Raw genomic sequence first — 25,215 nt, 5'->3', positions numbered from 1 at the left:
ACCGCTGCCGGAGGGGCCTCCACGGCCCCTCTCGGGGTGGTCCTCCACGGCAGGGCCCCTCTCGGGGTGGTCCCCTACGGGCAGGTTCGGGGTTTTTCTGGAACTCCGGACCTGCCCGCTGCGTTTACCGTGGAAGAGCGACGCGAGGCGCCGTGACGTCCTGAGGAGGAGCCCTTGTGGAAGCAGTGATCGCAGTCTTCGCCCTGCTCTTCGTGCTCTTTCTCGGGCTCGGGGCGTACGCCACCGTGAAGGCGGTCGGCGCCGCCAAGCGCGGCGTGGACCGCGGCATCACCCAGGCCCGCCGCACGGTCGAGGACCACACACTGCGCGCCAAGTCCTTCGTCCAGCCCGGCGCCGCGGGCGAAATCGCCCAGTTGCGGCTGAAGCTGCGCACCTCGATGCGCGCCACGCAGGACGCACTGCACGCGGCCGTCGCCGAGGACGAGTCCCTCAAGGAGTCGGTCGGCCTCTTCGAACGGCTCAGCGCGCACGGCCACGAGCTGGACGAAGAGCTCAAGCGCCTGGAGTCCGAGCCGGACCGCGCCGCGCTCACCGAGCGGCTGCCCGGGCTGCGCGAGCGCACCGAACGCATCACGCACTCGGCGGACTCGCTGCGCTGGGCGGCCCGCGATCGGGCTCACCGTTTCGCCGACGACGACCTGGACACGCTCAGCGCCCAGATCGACCTGGAGTCCGGCGCACTGCGGCACTGGACGGGGCCGGAGCCGCAGTCCACGTCCGCGCAGCAGCAGACCTGGTCGGACGGCGCGCAGCCGGGCCCGGCGCAGGAACCGGCACGGCCCGCCATCACGCCGCCGGGACCGCGCCTGACGCACCCGTGGCAGAAGAAGCCCCGTCCCGAGAGCACCACTTGAACCGGCCACTCGCGACGCAGGGCGCAGGGCCCGGGCTGCCACACGAGCGCTACGGCAGGTAACCTCCAGCTCATGTCCCGCCATGTCGCGATCGTCACCGATTCAACGGCCTACCTGCCGACCCGGACGATGGAGCGTCACGGCATCACTGCGGTACCGCTGACCGTGGTCCTCGGTGACCGGGCGCTGGAGGAGGGCACCGAGATCTCGACCCGCGCCCTCGCCCAGGCTTTGCAGAAGCGGCGCCCCGTGACGACCTCGCGGCCCGCTCCCGCGGTCTTCGAGGAGACCTACCGCAAGGTCGCCGAGTCCGGCGCCACCGGCATCGTCTCCCTCCACCTCTCCGCCGAACTGTCCGGCACCCACGACGCGGCCGTCGTGGCCGCACGGCAGGCGCCGGTGCCGGTGCGGGTGGTGGACACCGGCATGATCGCGATGGCGCTCGGTTTCTGCGCGCTCTCCGCGGCGCAGGCCGCCGAGTCGGGCGGAACGGTCGACGAGGCCGTCGCAGCAGCGGAGAAGAGAGCCGCGGGCACCTCCGCCTACTTCTACGTCGACACCCTCGACTACCTGCGGCGCGGCGGCCGTATCGGTGCCGCGCAGGCGCTGCTGGGCTCGGCGCTGGCGGTGAAGCCGCTGCTGCAACTGGCCGACGGCCGTATCGAACCGCTGGAGAAGGTGCGGACCGCGACCAAGGCGATCGCCCGCCTCGAGGAGATCGCGGCCGACCGTGCGGGCAGCGCCCAGGTCGATGTCGCCGTCCATCATCTCGCCGCCCCGGACCGGGCGTCGGCACTCGCCGACCGCTTGCGGACGCGGGTGTCCGGGCTGGCGGATCTGCATGTCAGCGAGGTCGGGGCGGTGATCGGGGCGCACACGGGGCCCGGGCTGCTGGGAGTCGTGGTTTCGCCCCGGTGAACGTTGCTGTGGAACTCCGGTCGTCCGTGTGAGTGACGGAGTTGTCCACAACCGGGGGCCTGTCCCCGGGAATTCACCAAGATCATCGCGGGTGGGGCGAGGTGGCCGATCCTCGTCGCATGGCACTTCGATCACGTTCACGCACAGCGACCGCGACCAGTGGGCCGGGCCGTGGGCCGGCGTCCGACGGGCGCGTCCGTCCTCACCGACGCCCGCCGGCCGCGCGCGGGCGGGCCCGGCAGCGTCATGCCTCGGCGGAGGAACTTCGGCGGCGCGCAGGGGTGTTGTTCGGCGACCACACCGGGCCGGTGGGCCACCCAGGGCAGGCCGAGCCGGTCGAACGGGCCCGGGGGCACCGGGAGTCGGGGCAGGGGCCGCCGGGTTCCACCGATGGTGAAGAGAACCGGCGGCTGGGTGATCACGAGACCCTCATGCAGCCCGCGGGCGTCCTGTGCGAGCCGGCGGGCGGGGGCGGCGGCGCCGTGGAGGGAGTCTGGCGGGAGCGGGCCGGCCTGGCGCTGCGGGAGCGCCTGCCGCTGTGGGTGCAGTCCAGGTGCGGTCTGGAGCGGCGGAGTGTGCTGGCTCTGACGGTGGTGCTCGTCGTCGCGGCGGCATTCGCCGTGCAGCACTTCTGGACGGGCCGCACGCAGTCCGTGCGGCCACCGGAGGTGGTGCGGGCGGCGGTGCCGTACGGGGAGCGACCGGATAGCGGACCTGCCGGACACAAACGCGGCCCGGGTGCTGCCGGTGCTCCCTCCGGCGCGGTCTCCGAGGCTTCGTCCGGGTCCGTGAAGGCGGGGGCGGGCGAGATCGTCGTGGACGTCGGCGGCAAGGTCCGGGAGCCGGGGATCCACCGGCTGCCTCCCGGCTCGCGGGTGGCCGACGCGCTGCACGCGGCGGGCGGGGTGAAGCCGGGCACGAACACCGACGGGCTCAACCGCGCCCGGTTCCTCGTGGACGGCGAGCAGGTGATCGTCGGTGGCCCGGCTCCCGCGGGCGGAACAGGGGCGGGCGGTACGGCTCCCGGTGGCCCGGCCGGTGCCGCGGCGGGTGGGGCGGCGGGTGGGGCGGCCGCACCGGCGGCCCCGGTCTCCCTCAACACGGCCACCGCGGACCAGCTCGACACCCTGCCGGGTGTCGGCCCGGTGCTGGCGCAGCACATCATCGCCTACCGCACGCAGCACGGCGGTTTCCGTTCCGTGGACGAGCTGCGCGAGGTGAACGGCATCGGCGACCGCCGTTTCGCCGACCTGCGCGACCTCGTGCGGCCATGAGGAGCCTCCCCGGCCCGTCGGCAGGGCAGGACGGGGCCGCGCCCGGGCTCGGCCCCGCCCGGTCCTCCGTGCACGCGTCCTCCGGCACGCGCCTCGGCACCGCCCGACCACGCCAGGAGGGCCCGACGGACCTGCGGCTCGTGCCGCCCGCCCTCGCGGCCTGGGGCACGGCGGCGCTGACGCTGAACGCCTCGCCCCAGTGGGTCCTCGGCACCGTGATCGGCTGTCTGGTGACCGTCGGTCTGCTGCTCCTGGCCCAAAGACATCGGACCGCTCCATGGCCGCGCGCCACACTCGCCGCCCTGCTGCTGTGTGTCGCCGGGGCTGCCGCCTCGGCCGGGCTGCACGGGGCGGATCTGCGCCGGGGACCCGTGCCCGGCCTGGCGCGGGAGTACGCGACGGTGACCGCCGAGGTCGAGCTCACGTCCGACCCCCGGCTCACCCGGCCGAGGGTCAGCGGCGACCACGTGGCGCCGACGGCCGTACTGATCGACGCCGACGTGCTGCGCGTCCACGAGGCGGGCGGCACGACGGTGACCACACGGACACCGGTGCTGATGATCGTGGACGTGGGCCCGGCCCCGCCGGGCCGGGTGGCCGGTGGGCGGGAGCGGTCGCCCTGGCTCGGGCTGCTGCCGTCGGCGCGGCTGCGGGTCGGTGCGCGGCTGGCGCCCGCGATGACGGGCGGCGACCGGGTCGCGGCAGTGCTGCGAGTGCGGGAACCGGGCGAACCGGACGTGGTGGGAGGACCCTCGGGGCCGCAGCGGTTCGCCGGGCGGTTGCGTGCCGGGCTGCGAGAGGCGACCGACGGGCTGCCGGCGGACGCTCGGGCGCTGCTTCCGGGCCTGGTGGTCGGGGACACCTCGCGGATCACACCCGAGCTGGAGGAGGCGTTCAAGGAGACCGATCTCACGCACACCCTGGCCGTCTCCGGGGCCAACTTCACGATTCTCCTCGCGCTGCTGCTCGGGCCACCGGGCCTGGCACAGCACGTCGAGCGGCGGGGGCTCGCGCCCCGGCTCGGTGTCTCACTGCGCGGGACGGCCGTGCTCGGCGGCGTGCTCTCGCTCGGGTTCGTCGTCGTGTGCAGACCGGATCCGAGTGTGGTGCGGGCCGCGGCCTGCGGAGCCGTGGCCCTGCTCGCTCTGGCGACCGGCCGCCGGAGGTCGATGATCCCGGCGCTGGCGACGGCGGTTCTGCTGCTGGTGCTGTACGACCCGTGGCTGGCGCGAAGCTACGGGTTCCTGCTCTCCGTCGTCGCGACCGGGGCCCTGCTCACGCTCGCGCCGCGCTGGAGCGCCGGGCTGCGGCGGCGCGGGGTGCCGCCGAGGTGGGCTGAAGCCCTCGGCGCCGCCGCAGCCGCGCAGGCCCTGTGCGCGCCCGTCGTCGCCGTGCTGTCGGCGCGGGTGAGTCTCGTGGCGGTGCCGTGCAATCTGCTCGCGGAGTTCGCGATCGCGCCGGCGACCGTGCTGGGGTTCGCGGCACTGGCGACGGCGCCGGTGGCGATGCCCGTGGCCAAGGCCCTGGCGTGGTGCGCGCACTGGCCCGCAGAGTGGATCGCGCGGATCGCCCGGACCGGGGCGGCACTGCCGGGCGGGGGAGTGGACTGGCCGGGCAGCTGGACGGGCGCGGTGCTGCTGCTGGCCGCGATCCTGACCCTGGTGCTCGTCGGACGACGGCTGCTCGGGCATCCCTGGTGGTGCGGGGTCTGCGGAGTGTTGCTGCTTGTGGTGGTGGTGCAGCCGCCACCGCTGACGCGGGTGGTGACGGGCTGGCCGCCGCCGGGCTGGCGGCTGGTGATGTGTGACGTGGGGCAGGGTGACGCCCTGGTGCTCGCGGCGGGCGAGGGGTCCGGAGTGGTGGTGGACGCGGGGCCCGATCCGCGGCTCGTCGACCACTGTCTGCGCTCACTGGGCATCAGCAGGATCCCGTTGGTCGTGCTCACCCACTTCCACGCCGATCACGTGGCGGGCCTGCCCGGGGTGCTGCGGGGACGGGCGGTGGGCGCGATCGAGACGACGGGACTGGAGGAGCCCGAGGACCAGGCCGCGTTCGTACGGAGACTGGCGGCGGCGCGGAGGATTCCCGTGACACCGGCGGCTATCGGGGAGCAGCGGCGCGCGGGGGAGTTGTCCTGGCAGGTGGTCTGGCCGCCCCCGAGCCCGCCGCCGGACTCGGCGCCAGGGGTGCATCCTGGCGTGCTTCCGGGGGCGCTGCCGCCGCACCCGGTGCCGGAGGGGCCGAACGACGCCAGCGTCGCCCTGCTGGTCCGCTCGGCCGGACTGCGCCTGCTGCTCCTCGGGGACATGGAGCCCCCGGCACAGAGGGCATTGGCGCGCTCGCCGGCGGCCGAGGCGCTGGAGGGTGTGGACGTGCTGAAGGTCGCCCACCACGGCTCGGCCTACCAGGACCCGGGCCTCATACGCCGGGCGGCCCCGCGGCTGGCCCTCATCTCCTGCGGCGAGGACAACTCGTACGGGCACCCGGCGCCGGGCACGGTGGCGGCGCTGCGTGCCGGGGGCGCGGCGGTGCTGCGGACGGACCGGGACGGCGCGCTCGCGGTCACGGGAGAGGGCGGTGAGCTGAGGGTGGCGCGAGACTGAGGACATGAACTCGAGCCAGGTTGATGCCTATCTCCGCCGACTGGGAGTCCAGCACCCGGCGTGGCCCACCGTCGACGCGCTGCGCGAACTGCACCTGCGGCACCTGCAGGCCGTGCCGTTCGAGAACCTCTCGATCCATCTGGGCGAGGAGATCGTGCTGGCGGAGGAGCGGCTGCTGGACAAGGTGGTGGGCGCGCGGCGGGGCGGGTTCTGCTACGAACTCAACGGATCCTTCGGGGCGTTGCTCTCGGCACTGGGATACGACGTGGCGCTGCTGGCGGCGCGGGTGTACGGGGACGAGGGGCGGCTCGGGATCCCGTACGACCATCTCGCGCTGAGGGTACGGACGGTGGACGGGGGTGACTGGCTGGCCGATGTCGGGTTCGGGGCGCACAGCCACCTTCCGCTGGCGTTCGGGGACCGGGGGGAGCAGGAGGACCCGGGGGGCACGTTCCGGATCGTCGAGGCGGGGCCGGACGCGGCCGGGGCGCGCGGTGGGCACGGCACCGTGGAGGCGGCGGACCTGGACGTGTTCCGGGACGGCAGACCGCAGTACCGCCTGGAGGTGCGTCCTCGGGCGCTCGGCGACTTCGTGGCCGGGGCGTGGTGGCACAGCACGTCGCCGGTGTCGCACTTCACGCGGTCGCTGGTGTGTTCGCTGGTGACGGAGGAGGGAGGGCGGATCACGCTCAGCGGACGCCGGCTCACGGTGACGGCGGCCGACGGCACGCGGGAGGAGAGGGAACTGGGGACGGACGAGGAGGTGCTCGGGGTGTATCGGGAGCGGTTCGGGATCGAGCTCGACAGGGTGCCGGAGTCGCGAAATCCCGCGTAGCAGTCAATTCCGGCCACACGGGGCTACTCAGGCGCAGTACCAGCACATCTGCTGGATTCCCGTGATGTGGTCTCGTGTTGCCTCGAAAGCCTCATGGGTGGTCGAATGCGTCTTCGGCAGGTGTGATCAACAGTGATCAACAGGCGATTTCGAGCCACTCAGAGGAGTCGTGGATGATCGGCCGCTGGCGGGCAAGCCGCACTGACCGGGTGCACCGGACGAGTCCCCTGGCGGCGGTGCCGACACCGCCGAGTGCGGGGGTGCTGGCCTGCCGGGTGCTGGACCCGGTCAACGAGCCGGTCCGGCACGCGGAGTTCGCGGTCACGGACGCCGTGGGGCGGCCGGTCGTCAGCGGCGGAGCGGATCCGTACGGGTCGTTCGTGACGACGGTGCCCGCGGGGGAGTACCGGCTCGCCGTGTCGGCGGAGGGCTACACGCCCTACCGGGCGACGACGCAGGTCGCCGAGAACGCGCTCGCGTCACTGGGGGACGTGACGCTGCAGGTGGCCCGGCCGCCGGAGCTTCCCGATGCCGGAGACTGGGAGATCGAGTCGGCGCACTCCTCGATCGGCTTCACCGCGCGGCACATCGGACTGGCCCGCATCCACGGGCGGTTCAAGTCGTTCGCGGGGGTGATACGGGTCGCCGATCCGGTGGAGCGGTCGGCGATGCACGTGGTGATCGACGCGGCGTCCATCGACACCGACATGAGGATGCGTGACGACCATCTGCGCTCGGCGGACTTCCTGGACGTCGAGAGGTTCCCGACGCTGGAGTTCTACAGCGACCGGTTCGTGCACAAGGGCGGGAACCGGTGGGCCGTGACGGGGGCGCTGTCGCTGCACGGCGTGACGCGGACGGTCACGCTGGACACGGAGTACCTGGGGCTGGGCAACGGCATGGAGGGTGAGGTGCGGGCGGCCTGCCGGGCCACGACCGAGCTGCACCGGGACGACTTCACGGTGAGCTGGCAGACCATGCTGGCGCGTGGCATCGCGGTGGTGGGGCCGAGCATCAGGGTCGACCTCGATGTGCAGATCGTCCGCAAGGGCTGAACGACCCGGCCACGACGCGGTGTCGGACAATGTCCGGCGTGAGTGATGTGCGACATGTGCTGGTGCTGCCCGATCGTGATGCCGCGGAAGAGGTGGTGGAGGCGCTGCGGGAGCGGTTCGGGGTCGTGGAGGAGCCGCAGCTGGTGCGGGACGCGCTGGCCGGCGAGGACGACGCCGAGGACGCGCAGTGGCTGGTCGTCCTGCGTGACGAGGACGAGCGGCTGGCTCCCGGGGAGCTGGACCGGCTGGCCGGCGAGTGGGAGGGCTGGCGGGAGGAACCGTAGGCACCGGGTCCCGGGCGGGCGTACGTCGGCCTGGCTCGTGCGGGGTCCCACGTCGGACCGCCTGTGTCCGCGTGGACGCCCCGGTCCGTCGGGGTCCGCTGTCAGTGGCGCGTGGGATGCTTGGGGCGATGGCCAGGAAGACTGCGAATGACGACCCCCTCGCCCCGGTGACGCTCGCCGTGGGCCAGGAGGACCTGCTCCTCGACCGTGCCGTGCAGGAGGTGGTGGCCGCGGCGAAGGCCGCCGACGCCGACACGGACGTACGGGACCTGACCCCGGACCAGTTGCAGCCCGGCACGCTCGCCGAGCTGACGAGCCCGTCGCTCTTCGCGGAGCGCAAGGTCGTGGTCGTACGCAACGCGCAGGATCTGTCGGCCGACACGATCAAGGACGTGAAGGCGTACCTCGGGGCGCCGGCCGAGGAGATCACCCTCGTGCTGCTGCACGCCGGCGGGGCGAAGGGCAAGGGGCTGCTCGACGCGGCGCGCAAGGCGGGGGCCCGTGAGGTGGCGTGCCCGAAGATGACGAAGCCGGCGGACCGGCTCGCGTTCGTGCGGGGAGAGTTCAGGACGACGGGGAGGTCCGCCACGCCGGAGGCGTGCCAGGCGCTCGTCGACGCGATCGGCAGCGATCTGCGGGAGCTGGCCTCGGCGGTGTCGCAACTGGTCGCGGACGTCGAGGGCACGATCGACGAGGCGGTCGTCGGGCGGTACTACACCGGGCGGGCCGAGGCGTCGAGCTTCACGGTCGCCGACCGGGCGGTCGAGGGGCGCGCCGCGGAGGCCTTGGAGGCGTTGCGCTGGTCGCTGGCGACGGGGGTCGCGCCGGTGCTCATCACGAGCGCTCTCGCGCAGGGCGTCCGGGCGATCGGGAAGCTGTCGTCCGCGCGCGGGGGGCGGCCGGCGGATCTCGCGCGGGAGCTGGGCATGCCGCCGTGGAAGATCGACCGGGTACGGCAGCAGATGCGGGGCTGGACCCCGGACGGGGTGTCGGTCGCACTGCGGGCCGTGGCCGAGGCGGACGCGGGGGTGAAGGGCGGGGGCGACGACCCCGAGTACGCCTTGGAGAAGGCCGTGGTCATCATCGCCCGGGCGGCTCGCTCCAGAGGGCGGGCCTAGGGCCTGTCCTACGATCCCGGTCTGCCTCGCGACGCCATGCACGCACTCCCGCCGCACCGGGCACAGACCCGAGTACATCCAGTACGCGGGTCCACGCCCGGCACGCCGGGAGCACGCACCCGGACCGGCCGAGGGCGTCCCGTCGCTCAGAAGACCGGCTCCCCCAGCCCCAGCAGATTGCCCTCGCTGTCGTGGAGCCAGGCGCCGCGTTCGCCCCGCGCCCCCTTGCTCGGGTAGTTCCCGTCGATCTCGGCGATTCCGCCCCGCGTGCGGAAGCCGGGGGCGTCGACCTCCTCGAAGACCACCCCGCGGCGCTTCAGCTCGGCGACCGCCGCATCGAGGTCCTCGACCTCCAACGCCATCTGCGTGAAGGTGCCGGGGGAGGCTCCCGTCGAGCGGAAGAGGACGAACTCCGCGCCGCCGCACCGGTAGAGCAGCCCGCCGGGGCGTTCGTCCACGGGATCCAGACCCAGTTTCTCCGAGTAGAAGCGCCGCGCCCGCTCCAGGTCCTGGGCGGGGAGCCTGGTTGCCGCGCGGACCAGGACAGGTGCCTCGGTGTCGTGTGCGTCCATCTCTCCACTGTGCCGTGATCGAGTCGCCCTCTTCCTGCCGAAGAGGAGAATCGGGTGTATCAGCCGTACGTCGCCCAGTGATGGAGAGGTGGCGAAAGCCATGGCTGAACACCCGCACGCAGCGCTGGTCCGCAAGGGATTCGAGGCCTTCTCGCGCGGTGACATGGACGCCCTGCGCGGATTGATCGCGGGGGATGCCACCCACCACGTGCCCGGCGATCACCCGTTGTCGGGCGACTTCAAAGGGCTGGACTCGATCATAGAGATGTACGAACGGCTCGGCGCGGAGACGAACGGGACGATGCGCGCCGACCTGATCGGCATCGCCGTCGACGGCCGCGGTCACGCGGTCGGCATGACCCGTTTCACGGCCGAGCGCAACGGCAAGAGCCTCGACGACACCGGCTGCATCGTCTTCCGGATCGTCGGCGACAAGGTCACCGACCTCGACGAATGCGTCGAGGACATCGACAAGAACAACGAGTTCTGGTCGTAGGACCACGGACAGGGCAGGTTCCGCCGGTACACCGCCGGTGGCGCAGGAGACAGGCCGAAGGCCCCGCCGGCCGCTCTGGGGAAGAGCGGAGGGCGGGGCCTTCGGTTCGAGCTGCTGGATCCGCGCCCGCGTGGCGAACGCAGGCCGCGCGCGGATCCGGGGGTGCCGGACGGGAGCGGATGAGAGAGGGCCCGCTCGATTCCCTCCGGCGTCACATCAGATGTCAGCCCTTGAGCGCGTCGACCTTCGAAGCCAGCGCCGACTTCTTGTTGGCGGCCTGGTTCTTGTGGATGACGCCCTTCGAGACGGCCTTGTCGAGCTGACGCGCGGCGACGCGCTGGTACTCGGTGGCCTTCTCGACGTCACCCGCGGCAGCAGCCTCACGGGCCTTGCGGATCGCGGTCTTGAGGGAGGACTTGACGGCCTTGTTGCGCAGCCGCGCCTTCTCGTTGGTCTTGATCCGCTTGATCTGGGACTTGATGTTCGCCACGAATGAGCCTTCTCAGGTTCTGGCACGAGGCCGCACGGACACCGCACGATTCCCGTACCGGGTGATTTCTTGGGGTCGTACCTCCTGCGAGAGGGCATGAGGCACAGCCACCCAGGCTACCAGCGGCCCCTTCCACGGCCCAAACCCGTCCATGGTCCCCACCCGTGGGACCATGGAGGCTACGTATCGATCCGACCCGAGACCGCAGACACTGCGGACGCCTCAAGAATCAGGACCCTGCGTGCCCGCGATCCCCAGCCACGTGCCCGAGCCGAGCCGTACCGACCCGGCTCTGATCCGCAACTTCTGCATCATCGCGCACATCGACCACGGCAAGTCCACGCTCGCCGACCGGATGCTCCAGCTCACCGGAGTGGTCGAGCAGCGGCAGATGCGCGCCCAGTACCTCGACCGCATGGACATCGAGCGCGAGCGTGGCATCACGATCAAGTCACAGGCGGTGCGTCTCCCGTGGGCTCCCACCCACGACAAGAACGACACGCACATCCTCAACATGATCGACACCCCGGGGCACGTCGACTTCACCTATGAGGTCTCGCGGTCGCTGGCCGCCTGCGAGGGCACCGTCCTCCTGGTCGACGCCGCCCAGGGCATCGAGGCGCAGACCCTCGCCAACCTCTACCTGGCGATGGAGAACGACCTCACGATCATCCCGGTGCTGAACAAGATCGACCTGCCGGCCGCGCAGCCCGAGAAGTTCTCCGAGGAGCTCGCCAACCTGGTCGGGTGTGACCCGGACGACGTGCTCAAGGTGTCCGCCAAGACGGGCCTGGGCGTCGAGGCGCTGCTCGACAAGGTCGTCGCGGAGATCCCCCCGCCGGTCGGCGTCGCCGACGCTCCCGCCCGCGCGATGATCTTCGACTCGGTCTACGACTCGTACCGCGGTGTCGTGACGTACGTCCGTGTCATCGACGGCCAGCTCAACAAGCGTGAGCGGATCCGGATGATGTCCACCGGCGCCACGCACGAGCTGCTGGAGATCGGCACCAACTCGCCGGAGATGCTGCCGGCCGACGGACTCGGCGTCGGCGAGGTGGGCTACCTCATCACCGGTGTGAAGGACGTCCGCCAGTCCAAGGTCGGTGACACCGTCACCAGCCAGCACAAGGGGGCCGAGGAGGCGCTCGGGGGCTACAAGGACCCCAAGCCCATGGTCTTCTCCGGGCTCTATCCGCTGGACGGCTCCGACTACCCCGAGCTGCGCGAGGCCCTGGACAAGCTCCAGCTCAACGACGCCGCGCTGGTCTACGAGCCGGAGACCTCCGCCGCCCTCGGCTTCGGCTTCCGCGTCGGCTTCCTCGGCCTGCTGCACCTGGACGTGATCCGCGAGCGGCTGGAGCGCGAGTTCGGCCTCGATCTCATCGCCACCGCGCCGAACGTGGTCTACCGCGTCCTCATGGAGGACGGCACCGAGCACACCGTCACCAACCCGAGCGAGTTCCCCGAGGGCAAGATCTCGGAGGTCTACGAGCCGGTCGTGCGGGCCACCATCCTGGCGCCCAGCGAGTTCATCGGCTCGATCATGGAGCTGTGCCAGACCCGGCGCGGCACCCTGCTCGGCATGGACTACCTCTCCGAGGACCGGGTCGAGATCCGCTACACCCTGCCGCTCGCCGAGATCGTCTTCGACTTCTTCGACCAGCTGAAGTCCAAGACCCGCGGCTACGCCTCGCTCGACTACGAGCCCACCGGCGAGCAGACCTCCAGCCTGGTCAAGGTCGACATCCTGCTGCACGGCGACAAGGTCGACGCCTTCTCGGCGATCACCCACAAGGACGCCGCGTACGCCTATGGCGTGCGGCTCGTCGCCAAGCTGCGCGAGCTCATCCCGCGGCAGGCCTTCGAGGTGCCCATCCAGGCCGCCATCGGCTCCCGGGTCATCGCCCGCGAGACCATCCGCGCCATCCGCAAGGACGTCCTCGCCAAGTGCTACGGCGGTGACATCTCCCGGAAGCGGAAGCTGCTGGAGAAGCAGAAGGAGGGCAAGAAGCGGATGAAGATGGTGGGTTCCGTAGAGGTTCCGCAGGAGGCCTTCATCGCCGTCCTGTCGAGTGATGACAGCGCGGGGTCGGGCAAGGGCAAGAAGTAATCACGGATTACCGCGGGTTACACCGCAATCCGGGTTGAACAGGGGCTCGCCGTGCGAAAGTGCGGCGGGCCCTGTGCGTTCGTGGGGTAGCTCTCTGTACGAAGTGACAGGCCGCGAACCCTTACGCAGGGGCCGGTCGCCCTTTACTCTGATCCCTGCTCGATAGTTACTCGCGAGTTAAACAAGGGCTCGCGAGTGAACCCAGCCGCACCTGAGCCAGCCGCACGTCGCGGGCCCGGAGGATGTCGTGAGCGACACACAGACCCTGATCGAGAACCGTCCGCCGTCCGTGGCGGGCCTCTTCCTGGAGCGCGTGGCGGCCACGCCGGATGCCGAGGCCTATCGGTATCCGGTCCCGTCGGCGGGCCAGGGGCCGGACGACTGGAAGTCACTGACCTGGGCGCAGTCCGCCGAGCGGGTCTACGCCATCGCGGCGGGCCTCATCGAGCTGGGCGTGCAGCCCGAGCAGCGCGTCGCCCTCGCCGCCGGCACCCGGATCGAGTGGATCCTCGCCGACCTCGGCATCATGTGCGCCGGCGCGGCCACGACCACGGTGTATCCGCAGACCAACGCCGACGAGTCCGCGTACATCCTGTCGGACTCCGAGAGCCGGGTGCTGATCGCGGAGAACGTCGAGCAGCTGGCCAAGGCCCAGGAGAAGCGCGCCGAGCTGCCCGAGCTGACGCATGTCGTGGTGATCGACGCGGCCGGGGTGGAGACCGCCGACTGGATCCTCACCCTGGACGAGCTGGAGAAGCGCGGCGCGGCCCGGCTGGAGAAGGACCCCGACCTCATCAAGGAGCGGGTCGGCGCGATCACCAAGGACCAGCTGGCCACCCTCATCTACACCTCCGGCACCACGGGCCGCCCCAAGGGCGTGCGCCTGCCGCACGACAACTGGTCGTACATGGCGAAGGCGATCGCCGCGACCGGGCTGGTCAGCGGCGCGGACGTGCAGTACCTGTGGCTGCCCCTCGCGCACGTCTTCGGCAAGGTCCTGACCTCCGGGCAGATCGAGGTCGGGCACGTCACCGCCGTGGACGGCCGGGTCGACAAGATCATCGAGAATCTGCCGGTGGTGCAGCCGACGTACATGGCGGCCGTGCCGCGCATCTTCGAGAAGGTCTACAACGGCGTGGCCGCGAAGGCCCGCGCGGGCGGCGGCGCCAAGTACAAGATCTTCCAGTGGGCGGCCGAGGTGGCCCGCGAGTACGCCAAGGTCTCCCAGGACAACTTCCGCCGGACCGGCACCGCGTCCGTGCCGTTCGGTCTCGGCGCGAAGCACAAGGTCGCCGACGCGCTGGTGTTCGCCAAGATCAAGGAGGCGTTCGGCGGGAACCTGCGGGCGTGCGTCTCCGGTTCGGCGGCGCTGGCACCCGAGATCGGGTACTTCTTCTCCGGCGCCGGCATCCACATCCTGGAGGGCTACGGCCTGACCGAGTCCTCGGCGGCGTCCTTCGTGAACCCGGGCGAGGCCTACCGCACCGGCACGGTCGGCAAGCCGCTGCCCGGCACGGAGGTGCGGATCGCCGACGACGGAGAGATCCTGCTGCGCGGCCCGGGCATCATGGAGGGCTACCACAAGCTGCCCGAGAAGACGGCCGAGGTGCTGGAGCCGGACGGCTGGTTCCACACCGGGGACATCGGGGAGCTGTCGCCCGACGGGTACCTGCGGATCACCGACCGCAAGAAGGACCTCATCAAGACCTCGGGCGGCAAGTACATCGCCCCGGCGGAGGTCGAGGGGCAGTTCAAGGCGGTGTGCCCGTACGTGTCCAACATCCTGGTGCACGGCGCCGACCGGAACTTCTGCACGGCGCTCATCGCGCTCGACGAGGTCGCCATCACCGACTGGGCCAAGGACAACGGGCTGGAGGGCAAGTCGTACGCGGAGATCGTGGCGGCGCCGCAGACCGTGGAGATGGTCGACGGGTATGTGAAGCAGCTCAATGAGGGGCTTCAGCGGTGGCAGACCATCAAGAAGTTCCGGCTGCTGCCGAGGGACCTCGACGTCGAGCACGGGGAGATCACGCCGAGTCTGAAGCTGAAGCGGCCCGTGGTGGAGCGGGAGTACAAGCATCTGATCGAGGAGATGTACGACGGGTCTCGCGAGGCGTAGGGGGCGACTGATGAGCGCGGGCGGCTGCGGGTTGTTCGTGGTTGCTCGCGCAGTTCCCCGCGCCCCTAAGTGCCCTTCTGCACCCGGCGTTTCAGCTCCTGGATCTCTGTCCTGAGGCGTTCCACCTCCCTGCCCTTGCGGTAGAGGTCCAGGAAGACGCTGACCTTTGCCCTGAGGACCCACGGGTCGAAGGGCTTGGTCACGTAGTCGGCGGCCCCGGTCGCGTAGCCGCGGAAGGCGTAGCCCGCGTCGTCGTCCGCGCCGGTGAGGAAGATGATCGGGACGTCCCGGGTCTGGTCGAGGCGTTTGATGTGGGCGGCCGTCTCGAAGCCGTCCATGCCGGGCATCCGGATGTCGAGCAGGACCAGGGCGATCGGCTGCCGCAGCAGGGCCTTCATCGCCTCCTCGCCCGAACGGGCGCGCAGCAGCGGCTCGTTGAGGGAGTCCAGGACGGCTTCCAGGGCGGTCAGGTTGTCCTCCATGTCGTCGACCAGGAGGATTCCGGCGCGTTCGGGGTGGGTGGGCGTGTCGCTCATGCCTCTTCTTCCGTGCCCTCGGGGTCCAGCAGTGCGCACACGACCGTGAGAAGGCCGTCGATGTCCACCGGCTTGGGTACGTAGTCGTTGGCGCCGCGGGCGATGGACTTCTCCCGGTCGCCGGGCATCGCCTTGGCGGTCAGGGCCACGATCGGCAGGCCCGACCAGCGGGGTGTGCGGCGGATCGCGGCGATGGTCTCGTAGCCGTCCATCTCCGGCATCATGATGTCCATCAGGACCAGTTCGACGTCGGCGCTGCGCTCCAGCGTCTCGATGCCCTCGCGGCCGTTCTCCGCGTAGAGCACGGTCATGCCGACCCGGCCCAGGACATGGGTGAGGGCGAAGACGTTGCGGATGTCGTCATCGACGATCAGCACCCGCCGCCCGGCGAGGATCCGGCCCGGCCGGCCGGACGTCCACGCCTCCAGCTTCGTCGGCGACGGCCAGGCGTCGTCCGTGTCGTGCGTGACGGGGAAGACCCCGGCGGTCGGCTGGAGGGGCAGCGGCAGGTCGGCGCGGTCCTCGGGAACGGGCGCGGGCGCGGTGTGGCCGGGGCTGACGACCGGCACGTACAGGGTGAACGTGGAGCCCTTCCCGGGTTCGCTCTCCGCGACGATCCGGCCGCCGAGCAGGCCCGCGATCTCCCGGCTGATGGACAGGCCGAGGCCGGTCCCGCCGTACTTGCGGTTGGTGGTGCCGTCGGCCTGCTGGAACGCCTCGAAGATCACCGGGAGTTTCTCCGGCGCGATCCCGATGCCGGTGTCGGACACGGCGAACGCGATGACGTCGTCGGTGTCCCGGACCCAGCGGTGCTCGGCGTCCTGCACCCGGTCCACCCGCAGCTCGACCTTGCCGGACGCGGTGAACTTGATCGCGTTGGAGAGCAGGTTGCGCAGGATCTGCTGGAGCCGCTGCTCGTCCGAGTACATCTCGCGCGGTACGTCTTCGCCGACCGCCACTTCGAAGGCGAGCCCCCGGTCGAGGGTGAGGGGCCGGAAGGTGGCGTGGACGTAGTCGAGCAGTTTGATGAGGGGGAGCCGCTTGGGGCGTACGTCCATCCGGCCGGCCTCGATCTTCGACAGGTCCAGGATGTCGTTGATCAGCTGCAGGAGGTCCGAGCCCGAGCGGTGGATCGTCGTCGCGAACTGCACCTCCTGGTCGGAGAGGTGGCCGTCCGGGTTGTCGGAGAGCAGCCGGGCCAGGATCAGCAGGGAGTTCAGCGGCGTACGCAGCTCGTGCGACATGTTGGCCAGGAACTCCGACTTGTACTGCGAGGACGTGGCCAGCAGGGCGGCCTTCTCCTCCAGCGCGGCGTTGGAGCGCTGCAGTTCGCCCTGCTGCTTCTGGAGTTCGTCCGAGCGCTCCTGGAGCTGCATGGCCAGGCGCTGGGACTCGCCGAGCAGGGACTCCGTGCGGGAGTTGGCGATGATCGTGTTGATGGCGACGCCGATGGTGTTGACGAACTGGTCGAAGAACGCCAGATGGACATCGGAGAAGCGGGAGAACGAGGCGAGTTCGATGACGCCGAGGAGCTTGTCCTCGAAGAGGATCGGGATGATGACGATGGTCGTGGGCGCCGCCTCGCCGAGACCGCTGTTGATCTTGATGTAGTCGGGTGGGGCACCCTCCACCAGGATCCGCTTCTTCTCCCGGGCCGCCTGCGCGACCAGGCCGTGCACCGGCAGGCCGCCGGTCTCGACGGTCGCGTCCTGGGCGGCGCCGTAGCCGGCGATGAAGGCCAGGCCCTTGGTGGGAACCGTCGCGCCGTCCTCCTCCGGGTCGGCCAGGTAGAACGCGCCGTACTGGGCGTTCACCAGTGGGGTCAGTTCGCGGAGTATCAGGTCGGCGACCTCCATGAGGTCCCGGTGGCCCTGCATCAGGGCGGCGAGCCGGGCCAGATTGGACTCCAGCCAGTCCTTCGCGCGGGTCGTCTCGCGCAGATTGGCCACCATCAGGTTGATGTTGTCCTTGAGCTCGGCGACCTCGCCCTGCGTCTCCACGGTGATCGAGCGGGACATGTCGCCCTGGGCCACCGCCGAGGCGACCTCGGCGATGGCGCGGACCTGGGTGGTGAGGTTGGACGCGAGCTCGTTGACGTTCGTCGTCAGGCGCTTCCAGGTGCCGTAGACGCCCTCCACCCGGGCCTGGCCGCCCAGTCGGCCCTCGGAGCCGACCTCGCGGGCGACGCGCGTGACCTCCGAGGAGAACGAGGAGAGCGTGTCGACCATGGTGTTGATGGTGGTCTTCAGCTCCAGGATCTCGCCACGCGCGTCAACGTCGATCTTCCGGGACAGATCGCCCTGCGCCACGGCCGTCGCGACCTGGGCGATGTTGCGCACCTGAGAGGTGAGGTTGTCGGCCATGTAGTTGACGTTGTCGGTGAGGTCCCGCCAGACGCCGGAGACGCCCAGCACCTGGGCCCGGCCGCCGAGCCGCCCGTCGGTGCCGACCTCCCGGGCGACCCGTGTCACCTCGTCGGCGAAGGCGCGCAGCTGCTCCACCATCGTGTTGACGGTGTCCTTCAACTCGAGGATCTCGCCGCGCGCGTCGACCGTGATCTTCTTCGACAGGTCGCCGTTGGCGACGGCCGTCGTCACCTGGGCGATGTTGCGGACCTGCGACGTCAGGTTCAGCGCCATGAAGTTGACGTTGTCGGTGAGGTCCTTCCAGACGCCGGAGACGCCCCGCACCTGCGCCTGGCCGCCGAGGTTGCCTTCCGTGCCGACCTCGCGGGCGACCCTGGTCACCTCGTCGGCGAAGGCGGAGAGCTGGTCGACCATCGTGTTGATCGTGGATTTCAGCTCCAGGATCTCGCCCTTGGCCTCGACCGTGATCTTCTTGCCGAGGTCGCCCTGGGCGACGGCGGTGGACACGAGGGCGATGTTCCGCACCTGGGAGGTGAGGTTGTCCGCCATGAAGTTGACGTTGTCGGTGAGGTCCTTCCAGACGCCGGAGACGCCCCGCACCTGGGCCCGGCCGCCGAGGTTGCCCTCGGTGCCGACCTCGCGGGCGACGCGGGTGACCTCGTCGGCGAAGGCGGAGAGCTGGTCGACCATCGTGTTGATCGTCGACTTGAGCTCCAGGATCTCGCCCTGCGCGTCGACGGTGATCTTCTGGGACAGGTCGCCGTTGGCCACGGCCGTCGTCACCTGGGCGATGTTGCGGACCTGCGAGGTCAGGTTCGACGCCATGAAGTTGACGTTGTCGGTGAGGTCCTTCCAGACGCCGGAGACGCCCCGCACCTGCGCCCGGCCACCCAGCTGGCCCTCGGTGCCGACTTCGCGCGCGACGCGGGTGACCTCGTCGGCGAAGGCCGACAGCTGATCCACCATCGTGTTGACGGTCAGCTTCAGCTCCAGCAACTCGCCGGTCGCCTCGACCGTGACCGTGCGGGTCAGGTCGCCCCGCGCCACCGCCGTCGTCACCGCCGCGATGTCCCGCACCTGGGCCGTCAGCCGGGACGCCATCGTGTTGACGGCCTCCGTCACGTCCCGCCAACTGCCCGACAGGCCCTGTACCTTGGCCCGTCCGCCGAGCCGCCCTTCGGTGCCGACCTCACGGGCCACCCGCGTCACCTCGCCGGTGAACAGGGACAGCTGGTCCACCATCTTGTTCACGGCCCGGCCCAGGCGCCGCAGATCCCCGCGCAACTGCCGTGTCCCGTCGTGCAGATCGACCCGCTGGGTGAGGTCCCCGCCGGCCACCGCGTCCAGCACGCGCGTGGCGTTCGCCGCCGGGGCGACCAGGGCGTCGAGCAACTGGTTCACGTCGTTGACCCGCGACGTCCACAAGCCCTGGCCCGGGCTGGCCGAGAGCCGCTCGTCGAGCCGGCCGTGCCGCACCAGTTCCCGCCGGACGCGCTGCACCTCGAAGGTGAAGTGGACGCTGCGGTCCATGATCTGGTTGTAGACGGCGGTCAGTTCGGCCACCATCCCGTGGCCGGATTCCGGAATCTTGGTGAAGTCGCCGTCGCGTGCGGCGGTCATGGCGGCGAGCAGGGGGCGCAGATCGGATGCACGAATCTGACCGTCTTCGCACCGGTCTTCGACCACAGGAGTAGCACTGTTCTCACTCATGGCGGCCCACTTCGGTAACTCGGCGCTTATGGGCGTGGCCAGTCTGTCACTCTGTCGGCATCGACTGTGGCGTATTCGTACGAACTGCCCGGGGAGCTGTCCATGGGGGCCATTCCGACGCAACGGGAGACCGCCTCCCGTGCCTCAGAAGCGCCTGCACCCGCTTGGGAGACGCCCGTGCCGGTCCAGGAGGGGCCCGTGCCCGTCCAGGAGGGGCCCGTTCCCGAGGAGCCCGCACCGTCCGCGGAGGTGATGACACCGTCCACCGGGGCGCTCGCCTCCGAGGCAGGCGCGCCCGCCTGCGCGGCGCCCGAGACCGCCGCCGAGGCGCCCGCACCGGAGCGCGCGCGGGCGCACGCGACCCTCTCCGGCAGTCCCCTCGCCCCGGGCGCCGCCCGCGCCCTGGTGCGCGAGGCTCTCGCCGAGTGGGCCGGGCTCGGACTGCCCGGCGCCGAGCACCTCGGCGACCGCCTCGCCGACGACGTCACGCTCGTCGTCAGCGAACTCGTCACCAACGCCGTCGTGCACGCCGGCACCGACGTCAAGACGGAGTTCCGGCTGGAAGGCGCCGCGGGCGGCGCCCCGGACACCACCGCGGTCGTCGTCGAGGTCTCCGACCACCACCCCTCCCGTGCCCCGCGCGGCGGCGAGCCCGAGACGCCGCACGACACCCCCGAGTACGGGCGTGGCCTGCGGCTCGTCGGCGCGCTCTCCGAGGCGTGGGGGGTCACGTACCGCACGGGCCGCAAGACGGTGTGGGCCCGACTGCCCGCCGGCGGGTGGGCGGCGGGCGAGCAGATCGAGGCGTACGCCGGGGAACACACGCTGGCGCGCGGCCTGCGGGTGGCGGAGATCCTGGCACCCGAACCACGCCCGGGTGAGGAGGCGGAGGAGGCCCTGTGGTCCAGCGGCGGCGAAGACCCTTGGGACCGGCGTGCGGAGCGAGAGTCGTGGGGGACACGGGGCGGCGGAGAGACATGGGGCTTACGTGAGTCCGGTGAGTGCGGAGAGACATGGGGTCCGCGTGAGCAGCGAGAGTCGTGGGGCTCAGGGGACCGGGAAAGGACCGGGGACCCGCGCCGAGGTCGGGAGAGCCCGGGCCCCGGCGGAAAGACCCGGCCCCGGCCCGGCTCAGAGGAGTCCCGTGACCTGCGCGACTGGAACGATCTGCGGGACTGGCGGGACCGGCACGAGAACCGTGACGGACTGAACGGGCCCGACGGCGCGTGGCTCGGCCGCGGCGCCCTGTCCTTCCTCGCCGAGGCCTCCGACCTGCTCGCCGGACAGCTGGACGAAGACCTCGTCGCGGCCCTCGCCGGACAGCTGATCGTGCCCCGCCTGGCCGACTGGTGCGCGGTGTGGCTGGAGGACGAGGCCACCGCCGGCGGCTGGAGCGGCGGAGCCGGCCTGGGCGGACCACGCCTCGCCCGAGTGTGGCACGGCAGCGAGAACCGTATCGAGGAGCTGCGCCGCGCCCTGGAGAAGGACCCGCCGCAGCCGATCGACCCGCTGGGCGGGTCCCCGTTCGGGCGCGGCCGGGACCAGGGCGGGGCCGGGCCCGTCGACTGCCCCTGGCCGGGCGAGGCGCTCGGAGACGGCGAGCCCGGTTCCGCCCTGGCGTACCGCCTGGTCGCCGGGGGGCGCCCGCTGGGCACCCTCGTCATCGGGCGGTCCGGGCCGGCCGGCTTCCCCGACGAGATCACCGGCCTCGTCGAGGACCTCAGCCGCCGGGTGGCCCTCGCCATCGGCGCCGCCCGCCAGTACGCCCGCCAGGCCACCATCAGCGCCGTCCTCCAGCGCGGGCTGCTGCCCGGTGCCGTGGCCGAGATCCCCGGCGTGCGCAGCGCCCTCGTCTACGAGCCGTGCGACAAGGGCGGTCCCAGCGGCGACTTCTACGACCTGTTCCCGGCCGGCGACGGCCGCTGGTGCTTCGCTGTCGGCGACGTGCAGGGCAAGGGCCCCGAGGCTGCCGTCGTGATCGGCCTGGCCCGGCCCTGGCTGCGGCTGCTGGCCCGCGAGGGCTACCGGGTCGCCGACGTCCTCGACCGCCTCAACCAGCTGCTGCTCGACGACGCCACGGAGGCCGCGGACGCGGCGGCCCGGGCCCTGGTGGCGGCCGGGGCGCGGCCGACCCCGCCCGGCGACGGCCCGCAGACGCGCTTCCTGTCCCTGCTCTACGGCGAGCTGGTCCCCTTCGACGGCGGGGTCCGCTGCACCGTCGCCTCCGCCGGGCACCCGCTTCCCCTGCGTCTCGGGGCGGGCGGCGAGGTCCACCCGTGCGCGCAGCCGCAGACCCTGCTGGGCGTCGTCGAGGACGCCACCTACACCAGCGAGACCTTCGAGCTGCGCTCCGGTGACACGCTGCTGTGCGTCACCGACGGCGTGACCGAGCGCCGCTCCGGCTCCCGCCAGTTCGACGACGGGGACGGCCTCGCCGCGGCCCTGGCCGGGTGCGCAGGCCTGGACGCGGAGCTCATAGCCGAGCGGATCAAGCGGCTCGTGCACGACTTCGGGGCGCGGCCCCCGGCGGACGATCTGGCGCTGCTCGTGCTCCAGGCGGACTGACCTCCCGGGTGCTGGACAATGGAAGGCATGCCTTCCGCACTCCCCGACGGCGAGCCCGTCCCCGACGACGGCGCGCTGCCCGCGTCCGCCCTCGCCGGGGCCGCCGATCGCCCGCTCGGGTTCTACCTGCACGTTCCGTACTGCGCGACCCGCTGCGGCTACTGCGACTTCAACACGTACACCGCGACCGAGCTGCGCGGCACCGGCGGCGTCCTCGCCTCCCGCGACAACTACGCCGAGACCCTGGCCGACGAGATCCGGCTGGCGCGCAAGGTGCTGGGGGACGACCCACGGCCGGTGCGGACGGTGTTCGTGGGCGGCGGCACGCCCACGCTGCTGGACGCCGGTGACCTCGTACGGATGCTGAGGGCGGTGCGGGACGAGTTCGGGCTGGCGGAGGACGCCGAGGTCACGACCGAGGCGAACCCGGAGTCGGTCGATCCCGCGTACCTGGCCGCCTTGCGTGAGGGTGGCTTCAACCGGATCTCCTTCGGGATGCAGAGCGCCCGGCAGCACGTGCTGAAGGTGCTGGACCGCACGCACACGCCGGGGCGGCCGGAGGCCTGTGTGGCGGAGGCCCGGGCGGCCGGCTTCGAGCATGTCAACCTCGACCTGATCTACGGCACGCCGGGGGAGTCCGACGACGACTGGCGGGCCTCGCTGGACGCGGTGCTGGGGGCCGGGCCGGACCATGTCAGCGCCTACGCCCTGATCGTCGAGGAGGGGACGCAGCTGGCCCGTCGCATCCGTCGGGGCGAGGTGCCGATGACCGACGACGACGTCCACGCCGACCGGTACCTGATCGCGGACGAGGTGCTCTCGGGCGCCGGCTTCGAGTGGTATGAGGTGTCGAACTGGGCGACCTCCGAGGCCGGGCGGTGTCTGCACAACGAGCTGTACTGGCGGGGGGCCGACTGGTGGGGGGCCGGGCCGGGTGCGCACAGCCATGTGGGCGGGGTGCGGTGGTGGAACGTGAAGCATCCGGGGGCGTATGCGGCTGCGCTGGCTTCGGGGCGGTCGCCGGGGGCCGGGCGTGAGGTGCTGTCGGAGGAGGACCGGCGGGTCGAGCGGATTCTGCTGGAGCTGCGGCTTCGGGAGGGTGCGCCGTTGTCGCTGTTGCGGGAGGAGGGGCTTGCTGCCTCGCGCAGGGCGCTGTCGGACGGGCTGCTTCAGGAGGGGCCGTATGCGGAGGGCCGGGCTGTGCTGACCTTGCGCGGGCGGTTGCTGGCGGACGGGGTTGTACGAGACCTCGTGGACTGAGGTGCTCGGCGTGGGTGCTGAGGCGGGGTGGGTGCGCAGCCCGGCGTAGCGGGGTGCCTCCCCCAAGCTCTCGGCTTCGCTCGAGCAGGGGGGACCCCCACGCCCACCCGTGCCGCCCCTAGCGGCACGCATGCCCGCAGCGGGGGCGGCGCGCTGCCCGTGGCGAGTGCGGCGCGCGTGCCCGCAGCGGCCGGCGGCGCGTGCCCGCAGGGGGGGCGGCACGCTGCCCGCACTGAGTGCGGCGCGCATGGCCGCAGCGGTGCGGCGCGCGTGCCCGCAACCGGGGCGGCCGCGCATGGCCGCAGCTGAGTCAGGCCGTCACGAAGTCGATCAGTTCTTCCACCCGGCCCAGAAGCTCCGGCTCCAGGTCCTTGTACGAGTGGACCCCGGACAGGATCCGCTGCCAGGCCGCGCCGGTGTTCTCGGGCCAGCCCAGGGCCCTGCACACGCCCGTCTTCCAGTCCTGGCCGCGAGGAACCCGGGGCCAGGCGTCGATGCCCAGGGACGACGGCTTCACCGCCTCCCAGACGTCGATGTACGGGTGGCCGACGACCAAGGCGTGCTCGCTCGTCACCGACTGGGCGATGCGCCACTCCTTCGAGCCCGGGACCAGGTGGTCCACCAGGACGCCCAGCCGTGCGTCCCGGCCGGGGGCGAATTCGGAGACGATCGACGGGAGGTCGTCGACGCCCTCCAGGTACTCCACGACCACGCCCTCGATGCGCAGGTCGTCACCCCACACCTTCTCGACCAGCTCGGCGTCGTGGCGGCCCTCGACGTAGATGCGGCCGGCGCGGGCGACCCGCGCGCGTGCGCCGGGGACGGCGACCGAACCGGAGGCCGTGCGGGTGGGACGCGCGGGGCCGCCCGGCGCGGGGCGGACGAGAGTCACCACCCTGCCCTCCAGCAGGAAGCCGCGCGGCTCCATCGGGAACACCCGGTGCTTGCCGAAGCGGTCCTCCAGAGTCACCGTGCCCGCCTCGCACCGGACCACCGCCCCGCAGAAGCCGGTCCCCGGCTCCTCCACCACCAGGCCGGGCTCCGCCGCGACCTCGGGCACCGGCTTCGGCTTCTTCCACGGCGGGGTCAGATCGGCGGAGTACTGGCGCATTCGAATGACGATAGGAGAAGGCGAACGGCGATCACCGCGACACGCCGAAACGCGCCGCCAGCGCGTCCCGTTGCGCCCGCACGAACGCCGCGTCCACCACCGCTCCGTGACCGGGCACGTACACCGCGTCCTCGCCGCCCAGGTCGAGCACCCGGTCCAGGGCGGCCGGCCAGTGCGACGGCACCGCGTCGGGGCCCGCCTGGGGCTCCCCGGACTCCTCGACCAGGTCGCCGCAGAACACCACCTCCGGATCCCCCGGCACCAGCACCGCCAGGTCGTGCGCGGTGTGCCCCGGGCCGACGTTCGCCAGCAGCACCTGCCGGCCGCCGCCCAGGTCGAGGGTCCACTCGCCGGAGACCAGGTGGCCGGGCGAGGCCAGACGCTCCGCCGCCTCCTGGGCCGTGGGCGCCGCCAGGCCGTGGCGTACCGCGTCCGCGCGCAGCTCCTCCCGGTCCCGCACTCGCGACAGCACCGCGTCCACGCCCACCGCGCCGAACACCTCCGCGTCCGGGAACGCCGCCGCCCCGAAGACGTGGTCGAAGTGCGGATGGGTCAGCGCGAGATGTGTCACACGGTGGCCGGTGAGCGACCGCGCCTGCGCGCGCAACTTCACGCCCTCCGCGAGACTCGACCCCGCGTCGATCAAGAGGACCGCGCCCTCACCGGCGACCAGCCCCGCCGTGCAGTCCCACACCGGAAGCCGGCACCGCCCCACACCGGCGGCCACGCGCTCCCATCCGAGGTCTTCCCAAGTCACCGTCATACGGCGACGCTAGCGGTGCGCCCCGCTCGGGGCACGGCGCCGCACGACCAGCCTTGCCGGGGGTGTACCCCACCGCCGTACACTGGGCCGGGGAATGCTGGCACTCGCACGCGCAGAGTGCCAGGCCGGACCGGCAGGGCAAGCAGACGGAGACT

Annotated in this window: 19 protein-coding genes; 13 read left to right on the top strand and 6 right to left on the bottom strand. The window is 71.8% G+C overall.

Annotation, left to right across the window (positions count from 1 at the left end):
• Positions 1–176: 176 nt before the first annotated feature.
• The 8 genes from ACFY5B_RS03615 to holA all read left to right on the top strand — a co-directional run bounded on the left by ACFY5B_RS03615 (position 177) and on the right by holA (position 8,962).
• Positions 177–875 carry a hypothetical protein gene (locus ACFY5B_RS03615; protein WP_389963941.1) on the top strand — a complete coding sequence of 233 codons (699 nt, stop codon included), beginning with the start codon at positions 177–179 and terminating at the stop codon, positions 873–875.
• 72 nt (positions 876–947) lie between these two features.
• A complete protein-coding gene (locus tag ACFY5B_RS03610) occupies positions 948–1,793 on the top strand; it encodes a DegV family protein (protein ID WP_389963938.1) in 846 nt (281 codons plus the stop codon).
• A gap of 119 nt (positions 1,794–1,912) precedes the next feature.
• A complete protein-coding gene (locus ACFY5B_RS03605) occupies positions 1,913–3,067 on the top strand; it encodes a helix-hairpin-helix domain-containing protein (protein WP_389963935.1) in 1,155 nt (384 codons plus the stop codon).
• The gene (locus ACFY5B_RS03600; protein WP_389963932.1) at positions 3,064–5,670 is read left to right on the top strand and encodes a ComEC/Rec2 family competence protein; all 2,607 of its coding nucleotides are present in this window, start codon (positions 3,064–3,066) and stop codon (positions 5,668–5,670) included. Before ACFY5B_RS03605 ends, ACFY5B_RS03600 begins: the two co-directional genes overlap by 4 nt.
• Positions 5,671–5,674: 4 nt before the next feature.
• Entirely contained in the window at positions 5,675–6,505 is an 831-nt protein-coding gene (locus tag ACFY5B_RS03595; protein WP_389963929.1) for an arylamine N-acetyltransferase, read from the top strand.
• Positions 6,506–6,678: 173 nt separating this feature from the next.
• Entirely contained in the window at positions 6,679–7,560 is an 882-nt protein-coding gene (locus tag ACFY5B_RS03590; protein WP_389963926.1) for a YceI family protein, read from the top strand.
• Between the two features lie 38 nt (positions 7,561–7,598).
• Complete coding sequence (locus ACFY5B_RS03585; RefSeq protein ID WP_389963923.1) at positions 7,599–7,844, top strand: hypothetical protein; 246 nt, start codon at positions 7,599–7,601, stop codon at positions 7,842–7,844.
• A gap of 128 nt (positions 7,845–7,972) precedes the next feature.
• On the top strand, positions 7,973–8,962 hold the full coding sequence (holA, locus tag ACFY5B_RS03580) for a DNA polymerase III subunit delta (protein WP_389963921.1): 990 nt from the start codon (positions 7,973–7,975) through the stop codon (positions 8,960–8,962).
• Between the two features lie 146 nt (positions 8,963–9,108).
• On the opposite strand, the gene ACFY5B_RS03575 is transcribed toward holA, so the two are convergent.
• Complete coding sequence (locus ACFY5B_RS03575) at positions 9,109–9,534, bottom strand: VOC family protein (RefSeq protein ID WP_389963918.1); 426 nt, start codon at positions 9,532–9,534, stop codon at positions 9,109–9,111.
• 100 nt (positions 9,535–9,634) lie between these two features.
• On the opposite strand from ACFY5B_RS03575, the gene ACFY5B_RS03570 reads away from it, so the two are divergent.
• On the top strand, positions 9,635–10,030 hold the full coding sequence (locus tag ACFY5B_RS03570; protein ID WP_389963915.1) for a nuclear transport factor 2 family protein: 396 nt from the start codon (positions 9,635–9,637) through the stop codon (positions 10,028–10,030).
• A 223-nt stretch (positions 10,031–10,253) separates the two neighbouring features.
• Here the strand turns inward: ACFY5B_RS03570 and rpsT are convergent, their stop codons facing one another.
• Entirely contained in the window at positions 10,254–10,520 is a 267-nt protein-coding gene (rpsT, locus tag ACFY5B_RS03565) for a 30S ribosomal protein S20 (RefSeq protein WP_053669127.1), read from the bottom strand.
• Between the two features lie 241 nt (positions 10,521–10,761).
• On the opposite strand from rpsT, the gene lepA reads away from it, so the two are divergent.
• Together lepA and ACFY5B_RS03555 are read left to right on the top strand one after the other, a co-directional pair.
• The gene (lepA, locus tag ACFY5B_RS03560) at positions 10,762–12,630 is read left to right on the top strand and encodes a translation elongation factor 4 (RefSeq protein WP_389963912.1); all 1,869 of its coding nucleotides are present in this window, start codon (positions 10,762–10,764) and stop codon (positions 12,628–12,630) included.
• Positions 12,631–12,877: 247 nt separating this feature from the next.
• The gene (locus ACFY5B_RS03555) at positions 12,878–14,749 is read left to right on the top strand and encodes an AMP-dependent synthetase/ligase (RefSeq protein WP_389963909.1); all 1,872 of its coding nucleotides are present in this window, start codon (positions 12,878–12,880) and stop codon (positions 14,747–14,749) included.
• A 65-nt stretch (positions 14,750–14,814) separates the two neighbouring features.
• Here ACFY5B_RS03555 and ACFY5B_RS03550 read toward each other — a convergent pair whose 3' ends face one another.
• On the bottom strand, positions 14,815–15,285 hold the full coding sequence (locus ACFY5B_RS03550; protein ID WP_389963906.1) for a two-component system response regulator: 471 nt from the start codon (positions 15,283–15,285) through the stop codon (positions 14,815–14,817).
• Positions 15,282–19,271, bottom strand: a complete 3,990-nt coding sequence (locus ACFY5B_RS03545; protein WP_389963903.1) for a HAMP domain-containing protein — start codon at positions 19,269–19,271, stop codon at positions 15,282–15,284. The genes ACFY5B_RS03550 and ACFY5B_RS03545 overlap by 4 nt, the downstream gene beginning before the upstream one ends.
• A 288-nt stretch (positions 19,272–19,559) precedes the next feature.
• On the opposite strand from ACFY5B_RS03545, the gene ACFY5B_RS03540 reads away from it, so the two are divergent.
• Together ACFY5B_RS03540 and hemW are read left to right on the top strand one after the other, a co-directional pair.
• Complete coding sequence (locus ACFY5B_RS03540; protein ID WP_389963900.1) at positions 19,560–21,926, top strand: SpoIIE family protein phosphatase; 2,367 nt, start codon at positions 19,560–19,562, stop codon at positions 21,924–21,926.
• A 27-nt stretch (positions 21,927–21,953) separates the two neighbouring features.
• Positions 21,954–23,186 carry a radical SAM family heme chaperone HemW gene (hemW, locus tag ACFY5B_RS03535; RefSeq protein ID WP_389963897.1) on the top strand — a complete coding sequence of 411 codons (1,233 nt, stop codon included), beginning with the start codon at positions 21,954–21,956 and terminating at the stop codon, positions 23,184–23,186.
• A gap of 310 nt (positions 23,187–23,496) precedes the next feature.
• On the opposite strand, the gene ACFY5B_RS03530 is transcribed toward hemW, so the two are convergent.
• Together ACFY5B_RS03530 and ACFY5B_RS03525 are read right to left on the bottom strand one after the other, a co-directional pair.
• Positions 23,497–24,297, bottom strand: a complete 801-nt coding sequence (locus tag ACFY5B_RS03530; RefSeq protein ID WP_389963894.1) for a DUF3097 domain-containing protein — start codon at positions 24,295–24,297, stop codon at positions 23,497–23,499.
• Positions 24,298–24,328: 31 nt separating this feature from the next.
• Positions 24,329–25,060, bottom strand: coding sequence for an MBL fold metallo-hydrolase (locus tag ACFY5B_RS03525; protein WP_389963891.1), 732 nt, complete (start codon positions 25,058–25,060; stop codon positions 24,329–24,331).
• Between the last annotated feature and the right edge of the window lie 155 nt (positions 25,061–25,215).

This window comes from Streptomyces sp. NPDC013187 (genome assembly GCF_042899705.1).
Taxonomy (GTDB): Bacteria; Actinomycetota; Actinomycetes; order Streptomycetales; family Streptomycetaceae; genus Streptomyces; species Streptomyces hawaiiensis_A.
The sequence above is the reverse complement of the archived record's forward strand: the minus strand, read 5'-3'. Positions and strand labels throughout refer to the sequence as shown.

Excerpts from the sequence above, each read along its gene's own strand:
- ACFY5B_RS03610 (WP_389963938.1), top strand. The coding sequence starts at position 948 with ATGTCCCGCCATGTCGCGATCGTCACCGATTCAACGGCCTACCTGCCG.
- ACFY5B_RS03605 (WP_389963935.1), top strand. The coding sequence starts at position 1,913 with ATGGCACTTCGATCACGTTCACGCACAGCGACCGCGACCAGTGGGCCG.
- ACFY5B_RS03600 (WP_389963932.1), top strand. The coding sequence starts at position 3,064 with ATGAGGAGCCTCCCCGGCCCGTCGGCAGGGCAGGACGGGGCCGCGCCC.
- ACFY5B_RS03595 (WP_389963929.1), top strand. The coding sequence starts at position 5,675 with ATGAACTCGAGCCAGGTTGATGCCTATCTCCGCCGACTGGGAGTCCAG.
- ACFY5B_RS03590 (WP_389963926.1), top strand. The coding sequence starts at position 6,679 with ATGATCGGCCGCTGGCGGGCAAGCCGCACTGACCGGGTGCACCGGACG.
- holA (WP_389963921.1), top strand. The coding sequence starts at position 7,973 with ATGGCCAGGAAGACTGCGAATGACGACCCCCTCGCCCCGGTGACGCTC.
- ACFY5B_RS03575 (WP_389963918.1), bottom strand. The coding sequence starts at position 9,534 with ATGGACGCACACGACACCGAGGCACCTGTCCTGGTCCGCGCGGCAACC.
- ACFY5B_RS03570 (WP_389963915.1), top strand. The coding sequence starts at position 9,635 with ATGGCTGAACACCCGCACGCAGCGCTGGTCCGCAAGGGATTCGAGGCC.
- ACFY5B_RS03550 (WP_389963906.1), bottom strand. The coding sequence starts at position 15,285 with ATGAGCGACACGCCCACCCACCCCGAACGCGCCGGAATCCTCCTGGTC.
- ACFY5B_RS03545 (WP_389963903.1), bottom strand. The coding sequence starts at position 19,271 with ATGACCGCCGCACGCGACGGCGACTTCACCAAGATTCCGGAATCCGGC.
- hemW (WP_389963897.1), top strand. The coding sequence starts at position 21,954 with ATGCCTTCCGCACTCCCCGACGGCGAGCCCGTCCCCGACGACGGCGCG.
- ACFY5B_RS03530 (WP_389963894.1), bottom strand. The coding sequence starts at position 24,297 with ATGCGCCAGTACTCCGCCGATCTGACCCCGCCGTGGAAGAAGCCGAAG.
- ACFY5B_RS03525 (WP_389963891.1), bottom strand. The coding sequence starts at position 25,060 with ATGACGGTGACTTGGGAAGACCTCGGATGGGAGCGCGTGGCCGCCGGT.